The sequence below is a fragment of the Thermogemmatispora sp. genome, assembly GCF_019683635.1.
Taxonomy (GTDB): domain Bacteria; phylum Chloroflexota; class Ktedonobacteria; order Ktedonobacterales; family Ktedonobacteraceae; genus Thermogemmatispora.
Genome location: NZ_JADGIA010000201.1, coordinates 1 through 9163, shown reverse-complemented (window position 1 = coordinate 9163; position 9163 = coordinate 1). Strand labels below are relative to the sequence as shown.

The following is a 9163-nucleotide window of genomic DNA, read 5'->3' as shown; positions in this document are numbered from 1 at the left end:
TCCAGCAGGGCCGTCAGGAGAGCCTTGACAAGACTCGCCAGCGCATCTTAACTCTCGTCAAAGCCCGTTTCCCTCAGCTCTATCAGCTGGCAGATCAGGTCTCCGCTTCCTTGAGCGACTTCGATGCCCTGCTGCTCCTCCTGGAGCACGTCTATAGCGCTCCCGATGCCGGGCACCTGCATGCTCTCCTGCTCTCTTACCTGCCCGAGAGCTGCGGGCAGACACCGACTGCCCCAACCACGAATGGCATCCAACCCTAGCTAAGCCAGACCCTTTTCCTTACCATCCACTCCCACCAAAGCCGATGCCGGCTGCTCTTCTTCGGTAGTCAGCTCTGGCTCAACCAGAGCTGACTACCTCCAGGCAGCTTCCCAGCTCTTCACTATCAGGAGCGACCATGTCACTCGACGAATTGCTTGCCGAACTCAAACAGACCGACGCCGCCCGCGCTCTCATCGAAGAAGGTCTCAAGCAAGGTCTCCAGCAGGGCCGTCAGGAAGGTCTCCAGCAGGGTCGTGAGGATCTGATCACGGGGGTCCGCAGCCGCTTTCCCCAGCTGGAGCCGCTCGCCAGGACCGTCGCCCCTCACCTCCAGTCGCTGCGCACTATCCATCAGCTCCTGCTCGCTGTCGGCCTGGCCCCCGACGCCGAACACCTGCGCGCTCTCTTGCTGGCCCACCTGCCCGACAGCGGCGGCCAGCCACCGACTGCCCCAACCGCTAACGGCTCCCAGCCACGCGAGTAGAGTTCCACAGGCAAGGCATTCTCAGCAGCAGAGCAAGCGTCGTTTCGCCTACCCTCTTCCATAACCAGGCTCGCTTTGCACTGCGAAGCCGCTTCTTGAGCACCTTTGCTCGCTCCCTTAAATATCGCTCGCTTGTTTATTGATAGTCGCTCTTGTATAAAGCGAGATATCGCAAAAAGCTCTTGATCTATGTCTCCAAATCTGCTATACTCAACATACACGCCACCACCGCAGAACAGGAGGCTTGCTCACAACTCTATGGCTTCTCGTTGGGACCGGAGCATGAAGCGACTCTTCGGGCTGGCGGCCCAGGACCTGATCACCTTTGTTCTGCCGCAGGCCCGCTTTCTGCAGCACGCTTCTGGGGAGTTTGTCCTGAAACCCGATCCGTCCCTTCCTGAGCTAGGGCTGCTCGCCGCTGATACGCTGAGCGCCTGCTCCCTGCAGGGACAAACTCTACTCATTCATCTGGAGTTTCAGAGCCGGGCCGATGGCAAGATGGCCCATCGTCTGCTGATGTATAATATCCTTGCAGACGAGCGCTACGGTTATCCTGTGCTCTCCTGTGTAATCTATCTACGCCGCTGCGGGGTGGTCACTACTCCCTACCGGCGTCAACTACCCGATGCGACTCCCGTTTACGACTTCTACTTTCAAGTGATCAAGCTTTGGGAGCTGCCAGCACAGGAGTTGCTGGCGCGGCAGCTTCCGGGATTGTTGCCGCTGCTGCCGCTCTCGCGCGACGGGCGCAGCCGCCAGGTCATCCGCACCATGATCGAGCGGCTCCAGCAGACGCGCCAGTACGAGTTACTCGAAGTTGGCTTGTTGTTAGCCTCGCTGGCCTGGGCCGACGCTCCCGCCAGCGAGCGCCTGTGGCTTCAGGAGCAGATCCAGATGCTGACAGAGTTTCTTCAAGAATTGAAACAGACCGACGCCGCCCGCGCTCTCATCGAAGAAGGTCTCAAGCAAGGTCTCCAGCAGGGCCGTCAGGAAGGCATCCAGCAGGGCCGTCAGGAAGGTCTCCAGCAGGGTCGTGAGGATCTGATCACGGGGGTCCGCAGCCGCTTTCCCCAGCTGGAGCCGCTCGCCAGGACCGTCGCCCCTCACCTCCAGTCGCTGCGCACTATCCATCAGCTCCTGCTCGCTGTCGGCCTGGCCCCCGACGCCGAACACCTGCGCGCTCTCTTGCTGGCCCACCTGCCCGACAGCGGCGGCCAGCCACCGACTGCCCCAACCGCTAACGGCTCCCAACCTTAGCCAGCTAAGCCGGACCCTTTCTCCGTTATCCACTCCCACCGAAGCCGGAGCTGGTTTCGCTCCTCCCGTGGTCAGCCCCACTCCAAGTGGAGATGGGGCTGACCCCCCATACCGATAATCGACCACACACCCAAGCTGGAGTTAACATGTCACTCGACGAACTGATCGCCGAACTCAAACAGACCGACGCTGCCCGCGCTCTCATCGAAGAAGGTCTCAAGCAAGGTCTCCAGCAGGGCCGTCAGGAGGGCATCCAGCAGGGCCGTCAGGAAGGTCTCCAGCAGGGTCGTGAGGATCTGATCACGGGGGTCCGCAGCCGCTTTCCCCAGCTGGAGCCGCTCGCCAGGACCGTCGCCCCTCACCTCCAGTCGCTGCGCACTATCCATCAGCTCCTGCTCGCTGTCGGCCTGGCCCCCGACGCCGAACACCTGCGCGCTCTCTTGCTTCCCCATCTGCCCGCCAGCGAAGGCCCGTCCGAAGGGGCATCCCCTGGGAGCAGCTCCTAAAGCCAGCGTCGGGCCGGCCATCTCAGTCCGCAGAAGAGACAAAAAGGCACCCGCTCTATCGGGCCAGGACAGAGCGGGTGCCTTTGCTTGCCGTCTTTCAGCTGCGGACTGGCCACCCAGGTCCAATGCAACGGTCCAGTCTGCCTCTCAGCGCTCCCCGCTCCCCACCGTCTCGCCGGGCGCCGGAGCTGGCTCTACCTCCTCTGCCCTCTCAGGCCCATGCTCCTCGATCTCAAAACCCAGGTCGCGAATCATCTGCCACGTCTCCTCGTAGTGCTGCCCCGGCGTCGTTAGATAGCCCGACACAAAGACCGAATTGGCCACATAAAGCGCCAATGGCTGCAAAGAACGCAGATGCACCTCTCTTCCAGCTGAGACGCGAATCTCCTGCTTCGGATTGGTCAGGCGCATCAGGCAGAGAATGCGTAGACAGTCATAGGGACGCAAATAGCGCGTGTTCTCCAGCGGCGTTCCCGGAATCGGTAAAAGGAAATTCACTGGGATCGACTGCGGCTCCAGCTCGCGCAAGGCCAGCGCCACATCAATAATATCCTCCAGTGACTCACCCTGACCAAAGATTGCCCCACTACAGAGATGCAGGCCCGCCCTCCGCGCCGCCTGCAGCGTCTGCCAGCGATCCTCATAGGTGTGCGTTGTACAGATAGACGGATAGTAGCGCTCGCTGGTGTTCAAGTTGTGGTTGAGCTGCTCCACTCCCGCCTCATACAGCTGGCGTGCCTTCTCCTCGGAGATCAGGCCAACGCTGCAGCAGATAGCAATATCTACCTCTTCCTTGATGCGCCGCACGGCTCGCACCAGAAAGTCGATCTCTCGATTGTTGGCTCCACGTCCGCTAATGACGATACAATAGCGTCGACAGCGCGCCTCTTTCGCCCGGCGCGCCCCCTCTAGCAGGCGCTCCAGACTGACCAGCGGATAGCGCTCGATGGCCGCACGCGAAATACTCGACTGCGAACAGTAATGGCAATCCTCGGGACAAATCCCGCTCTTGGCGTTGATGAGCATGTGGAGATGCACACGCTGACCACAGAAGGTGCGCCGCACGCGATAGGCGGCGGCCAGTAGCTCTAATACCTGCTCATCCGGGCAGGTCAGCACAGCACGACACTCCTCGCGCGTGAGCACCTCCCCATTGATGGCCTTATCAGCCAGGTACTGGAAATCAACGAGCATTGATTTTCTTTCCTCCCCAGACAGCTTGCTGATCATCAGGCGCCCGCTTCATTGAGCGGCTCGGTTGGAACCCCCTCTTCCGCCGCGGCTGCCGCACTTGCAGCGATCCTCTCGCCCTCGGCGATGTCAAGCGCCATGCCCTCCAGCAATTCGGCAGATAGCAGCCGACTGCCAGCTGCCGTCAGGGCCTCCTCGCTCAGGTCGGCAAGATGGGGCAAAGGACCATACAACGGCGCCGGACACCAGCGCCGCAAGGCGTCGGCATTGCTGCGGACCGCTGGATCACTCTCGTCGGGCGGGACCGGATGATTGAGGACCACGCCCAGCACCCGCGTTCGCTGGCTGGCCACCGCCACAGTCAGGCAGCTGTGATTGATGACGCCAAGGACGTTGCGCGCGACGACCAGCAGCGGCAGCCCCAGCGTGACGGCCAGATCAAGCATGGTCTGCTGGGCCGTCAGTGGCACCAACAGGCCGCCAGCCCCCTCGACAAGCACCACGTCATGGGTCGCCAGCAGCTCTCGATAGCAGCGGACGATCTCAGCCAGCTCGATAGTGACCCCGGCCTCTTCCGCCGAGAGGGCCGGCGCCAGCGGCAGCGGCAAGGCATAGGGCACCACCAGCTCCAGCGGGGCCGCACAGCGCGCCACCCGCCGCAGCAACTGCGCATCGTGTGCCCCCTCACGCCCCTGCTCCGGGGGACAATCGGTCTCGGCTGGCTTCATGACCCCGACACTCAGCCCGCGCTGCACCAGGGCTGCGGCCAGGGCCGCCGTGACAATGGTCTTGCCAACTCCCGTATCGGTGCCAGTGATAAAACAGGCCCATTTCATGAAAGCACTTCCTCCGCAACTTTCTCTATAGCAGCATACGTAATGTCCAATAAGCGCACTAGCTCAGGATGGGAAATCGCCAGCGGCGGCATGATCACCAGGACATCGCCAAGCGGACGCAAGATCAGACCACGTTTGCGCGCCTCCTTGATAACACGGACGGCGACCCGCTGCTCGGGCGGGAAAGGCGTCTTGGTCTTCCTGTCCTGGACCAGCTCGATCCCGACCATAAAACCGCACTGGCGAATGTCGCCAACAATCGGCAGGGCGTGGAAAGAGCGTAGCCATTCCTCCATCAAGGCGATGCGAAGCTCCAGGCGCTGCAGGGTCTCCTCTTGCTCGAAGACTCTCAGGTTGGCCAGGGCCGCCGCGCAGGCCAACGGATTGCCGGTGTAGGTGTGGCCGTGGTAGAAGGTGCGCCCGGGGCCAAGGAAGGCGCGATAGACCTCTTCCGTGGTCAGGGTCGCTGCCAGCGGCAGATAGCCCCCGGTCAGGCCCTTGCCGATGGCCATCAGGTCTGGCTCAATACCCTCATGCTCGCAGGCGAACATCTTGCCGGTGCGCCCGAAGCCAGTGGCGACTTCGTCAGCGATGAAGAGGAGGCCGTGGCGCTTGGCGATCTCCCAAACAGCGCGCGTGTAGCCCTTGGGATAAACGTAGATGCCCGCCGCCGCCTGGACCAATGGCTCCATGATGACCGCCGCTAGCTCGTGAGCATGGGTGCTGATGACCCGCTCTACTTCTTCGAGACAGGCCATCCGACATGACGGGTAAGTCTTCTGCAGATGACAACGGTAGCAGTAGGCGCTACGGGCTTCGATATGAGGGAAGAGCAGGGATAGATAGGAATGGCGATACATCTCGATGCCGCCGACGCTCATGGCGCCAACGGTGTCGCCGTGATAGGCGCTGTGCAGGGCGAAAAATTTGGTGCGCTGCGGCTGGGGCGAGGGACACTGTTGCCAATACTGGATAGCCATCTTCAGGGCGATCTCGACCGCGGCGGCCCCGGTATCGGAGTAAAAGACGCGCTGCAAGCGGCCCGGAGCGAGATCGACGAGCCGCTGCGCCAGTTCGATGCCAGGTGGGTGGGTCAGGCCGAGAAAGGTGGTGTGGGCAACGCGTTCTAGCTGCTCGCGAATGGCCTGATCAATGGTCGGGTGACGATGCCCGTGGATGTTGACCCACAGCGATGAGACGCCATCAAGGTAGGGATTGTTGTCGCTGTCGATGAGATAGCAGCCATCGGCGCGCTCGATGACAAGCTGGGCTTCCGCCTCCCAGTCGCTTTGCTGGGTGAATGGGTGCCAGAGGACGCTTTTGTCGAGATTCTGCCAGCGAATGCTCTCGCTGTGAGAGGCCATAGCTTCTCCTTTCTCCTCCATAGATATCTCTTTCCCTCTCTCCGCCGGAGCCACCGCTCTTCTATCCCTGCGCCGTCTTGCCCTGCTCCTCTGTGCCTGCATCTTGCCACTGCCTTGCTGCCACCGTTCTCTTCCCTCGCGCTGGCCTGCTTCGGGTCAATTGGATCGCCTGGCTTTCAGAGCAGCCCTAGCTCGCGCCCGACGCGTTCGAAGGCTTCCAGGGCGAAATCGAGGTCGCTGCGCTCGTGGACGGCCATGACACTGGCCCGGATGCGCGCCATGCCCTCCGGGACCGTCGGCGGACGGATGGCGACGGCAAGGACGCCATAGTCTTGCAGGCGAGCGGCCATGCTGAGAGCCTGCCCGGCTTCGCCGACCAGCACGGGGACAATATGGGTGCTGGAGGTCAGGGTGTTAAAGCCAAGGCCCTGCAGTCCCCGACGCAGGTAGGCGGCATTGGCCTGGAGACGCTCCACAAGCGTGGGCTGCTCTTCGAGGAGGGCGAGCGCGGCCAGAGAGGCGGCGATGACCGGCGGCGGCAGAGCCGTGGTGAAGATGAAGGGGCGCGCGACGTTGATCAGGTAGTCGATGAGGAGAGCGGGGCCGGCGACGAAGGCGCCAAAGCTGCCCAGGGCCTTGCTAAGAGTGCCGACGGCGATGACGCCCTCGTAGTCGCTGGCGACGGTGGCGAGCAGTCCGCGCCCGCCCGGGCCAAGGCAGCCGGTAGCGTGGGCTTCGTCGACGAGCAGGAGCGCGCCGTACTGACGGCAGAGGGCGATCAGGTCCTCCAGGGGGGCAACGTCGCCATCCATGCTGAAGACGGAGTCAGTGACGACGAGGATTCGGCGATACTGGCCGCTACGGTGCGCTTCGGCGAGCAGGTGGGCGACGGCATCGCTGTCGTTATGCGGGTAGACTTTGCAAGTGGCGCGGCTGAGTCGACAGCCGTCGATGATGCTGGCGTGGTTGAGGGCATCGCTGAGGATGAGGTCGCCGGGGCCGACCAGGGCGCTGATGATGCCGATGTTGGCAACGTAGCCGCTGTTGAAGAGGAGGGCGCTTTCGCTACCCTTGAAGCGGGCTAGGCGGCGCTCTAGCTCGGCGTGGAGATCGCTGCTGCCGGCGATGAGCCGCGAGGAGCCAGCGCCGCAGCCGTAGCGGGTGCTGGCCTGGCTGGCGGCGGCCTTCAGGGCTGGATGGGTGGCCAGGCCGAGGTAGTTGTTGGAGCTGAGATTGAGCAGACGGCGCCCATCGCGCTCTAGCCAGGGGTCGCTGCTTCCCAGCTCTGGACGTAGCTGACGATAGAGTCGGGTCTCACGCAGGGCGTGGAGCCGCGCGCGCATGAAATCGAGAGGCTTGCCCTCCTGCATCATCCTACACGTTCCCTTGTGCTGCTGAGGTTGCTCTAGTCTGGCCCGCGGGGCCTTATCGCGGTTGGTGCCTGGCCAGCCCGCGCTGAGGCGACGCGGTTGGTCCTATTGTAGCGAAGCCGGTTCAGGCTGACAAGGGCACTGAACCGGTCCTTTTGGGCGTCGATCTGAGTGATATGGCAACCTCTGCAGGCTGGCGCCAGTGCTCTTGCCTGATCCTGATGGGCAGCAAGGGAGAGCGTAGGCGGCTCGGCCTGGCTCGACACGCTGGCTCAGTTGAGGCTCTCGCGTCGCGGCTGGTCGCGCAAGGTTCTCCCCAGGCGCCGCAGCAGGCTGCGCCCAACGCGCAGTTCGAGGGGCAGGTCTTTGGCTTTCATGCCGCGGCAGGTGCGTCTCAGAAAGCTTTCGACCAGGCCCAGTAGCCAGCGGATCTGGTGAATCTCAGGCTCTGTGAAATAGACCAGGAGCGTCGCCCGGCTCGCCATCGCCTGCTGACAGCGCCTCTGCAGAAGTATGAGCACGTCCTCTATTTCTCGCATGCTGCACAGGGTGCCCTGCTCGTTTTCGCTGAGCTGCTGGGCAATGGGACCTTGCAGCCAGAGCACTTCCCGTGTCTGCAGCCAGTGCTCCCAGCAGGTTCGTCCAGTGGGGGAGAGCAGGTCAAAGAGCAGCTCTTGTAGTTCGGCCAGCATGCGCCCGGTAAGCACCCATTCAAGCAGAGTGGCCAGCGGGAACGGTTGTAGTCCGGCCAGGGGCGAACGACGGTGCGGGCGATCAGGCTGGCGCGCCTGGTAGGAATGACGGCGCCTGCTCATGGTTTGCGCCCCCAAACGGCTATTCCTCCGCTGCTGGTGCGCAGGCGCTCCCATTCGCGGGGCAGAGCGGTGAGCGTTGCGGCGATCTGCTCGCGGGGGATGTGATTCACGGCGGCAAGCTGCGACTCCAGTGCCTGCAGGGCGCTCAAGACGTCTTCGCGGAAGAGGGGAGCACCTCGTCGGCGTCCGAAGAGGGGCATCTGGAAGCGCAGAATCTGCGGCTGCAGGCCACGCTCTTGTAGCCAGTGGGGCAGATTCAGGGCGGCATCCAGACGCAGACCGCGGCGCTCCAGGAGGGTGGTGAACCAGGTGCGAACCTGCCGGTGAAGGGGGCCTTCGTTGCCGGTGTCGCCGGTGGCCTCGACTAGCTCAAGCCAGCCGCCGGGGCGGGTGATGCGCAGCAGGTCGTCCAGGATGCCGGGCCAGGCGGTGACGGGAATGGCGGTGGCCAGAAAGCGCTGGTGGACGTAGTCAAAGCGGGCTTCGGCGAAGGGCAGGCCGGTGAGCAGGTCGGCCTGGACAGGCTGGCAGTGAGGGGGGAGAGGCTGACGTAAGAGGGTGAGGTCTTTGTCGAGGGCGACGAGTTGAGCGCGGGGCCAGCGGCGGGCGGCTTCGCGCAGCCAGACGCCGGTACCGCTGCCGACGTCCAGGATCGCGCCCGGCTGCTCGATAGGCGCCAGGAAGTGGGTGCCGAGCAGCTGACGCAGGGCGAAGTGTTGTAGTTCGAGGCGGGCCTGTTCCCGGCGTGAGCGCGGTAGGGCATAGGTCTCGGCGGGACCGGGAGCGGCGGCGTTGGCGCCAGTTGCAGCCACGATTGGGGAGCTGGCGGCCCCCAGGAGACGCGCGAGCCAGAGCCAGATCATGCCTGTCCCTCCTCTCGCTCGGACAGCAGGCGCCGCAGCTGGGCGGCCCACTGCGGTCGCTCTCCGCCTGGCAGGATGATGGGCAGTGCTTGCGCGAGACAGAGACTGCGGCAGAGGCAGCGCTCGCAGGGCGGTTGTTTGTGCGCTATGCTTGGGACACAGGGCTGGGGCGCGGTGGCCATGCTGAAGTTTCCTCCTTTCTTTGACTGCCCTCTT

Annotated in this window: 10 protein-coding genes; 3 read left to right on the top strand and 7 right to left on the bottom strand. The window is 63.4% G+C overall.

Annotated elements, in window-relative coordinates:
- The 3 genes from IRZ31_RS17685 to IRZ31_RS17675 all read left to right on the top strand — a co-directional run.
- Positions 1-260: hypothetical protein (locus IRZ31_RS17685; protein ID WP_297156063.1), on the top strand; the 260-nt coding region annotated here is incomplete at its 5' end.
- Positions 261-397: 137 nt separating this feature from the next.
- Entirely contained in the window at positions 398-745 is a 348-nt protein-coding gene (locus IRZ31_RS17680) for a hypothetical protein (protein WP_297156062.1), read from the top strand.
- Positions 746-1027: 282 nt separating this feature from the next.
- Positions 1028-2002 carry a hypothetical protein gene (locus tag IRZ31_RS17675; RefSeq protein ID WP_297156067.1) on the top strand — a complete coding sequence of 325 codons (975 nt, stop codon included), beginning with the start codon at positions 1028-1030 and terminating at the stop codon, positions 2000-2002.
- A 149-nt stretch (positions 2003-2151) separates the two neighbouring features.
- Here IRZ31_RS17675 and IRZ31_RS17670 read toward each other — a convergent pair whose 3' ends face one another.
- The 7 genes from IRZ31_RS17670 to IRZ31_RS17640 all read right to left on the bottom strand — a co-directional run bounded on the left by IRZ31_RS17670 (position 2152) and on the right by IRZ31_RS17640 (position 8947).
- Positions 2152-2550: a hypothetical protein gene (locus IRZ31_RS17670; RefSeq protein ID WP_297156065.1), complete on the bottom strand. Its 399-nt coding sequence runs from the start codon at positions 2548-2550 to the stop codon at positions 2152-2154.
- A gap of 105 nt (positions 2551-2655) precedes the next feature.
- Complete coding sequence (gene bioB, locus IRZ31_RS17665; protein WP_297156059.1) at positions 2656-3702, bottom strand: biotin synthase BioB; 1047 nt, start codon at positions 3700-3702, stop codon at positions 2656-2658.
- 35 nt (positions 3703-3737) lie between these two features.
- Positions 3738-4535 carry a dethiobiotin synthase gene (bioD, locus tag IRZ31_RS17660; protein ID WP_297156057.1) on the bottom strand — a complete coding sequence of 266 codons (798 nt, stop codon included), beginning with the start codon at positions 4533-4535 and terminating at the stop codon, positions 3738-3740.
- Complete coding sequence (bioA, locus tag IRZ31_RS17655) at positions 4532-5920, bottom strand: adenosylmethionine--8-amino-7-oxononanoate transaminase (RefSeq protein WP_297156054.1); 1389 nt, start codon at positions 5918-5920, stop codon at positions 4532-4534. The genes bioD and bioA overlap by 4 nt, the downstream gene beginning before the upstream one ends.
- Before the next feature lie 155 nt (positions 5921-6075).
- The gene (bioF, locus tag IRZ31_RS17650; RefSeq protein WP_297156052.1) at positions 6076-7272 is read right to left on the bottom strand and encodes an 8-amino-7-oxononanoate synthase; all 1197 of its coding nucleotides are present in this window, start codon (positions 7270-7272) and stop codon (positions 6076-6078) included.
- Positions 7273-7541: 269 nt separating this feature from the next.
- Positions 7542-8099: a hypothetical protein gene (locus IRZ31_RS17645; protein WP_297156051.1), complete on the bottom strand. Its 558-nt coding sequence runs from the start codon at positions 8097-8099 to the stop codon at positions 7542-7544.
- Positions 8081-8947 (bottom strand): class I SAM-dependent methyltransferase, encoded by an 867-nt coding sequence (locus tag IRZ31_RS17640; RefSeq protein ID WP_297156049.1) that lies wholly within the window; start codon positions 8945-8947, stop codon positions 8081-8083. Before IRZ31_RS17640 ends, IRZ31_RS17645 begins: the two co-directional genes overlap by 19 nt.
- Positions 8948-9163: the final 216 nt, after the last annotated feature.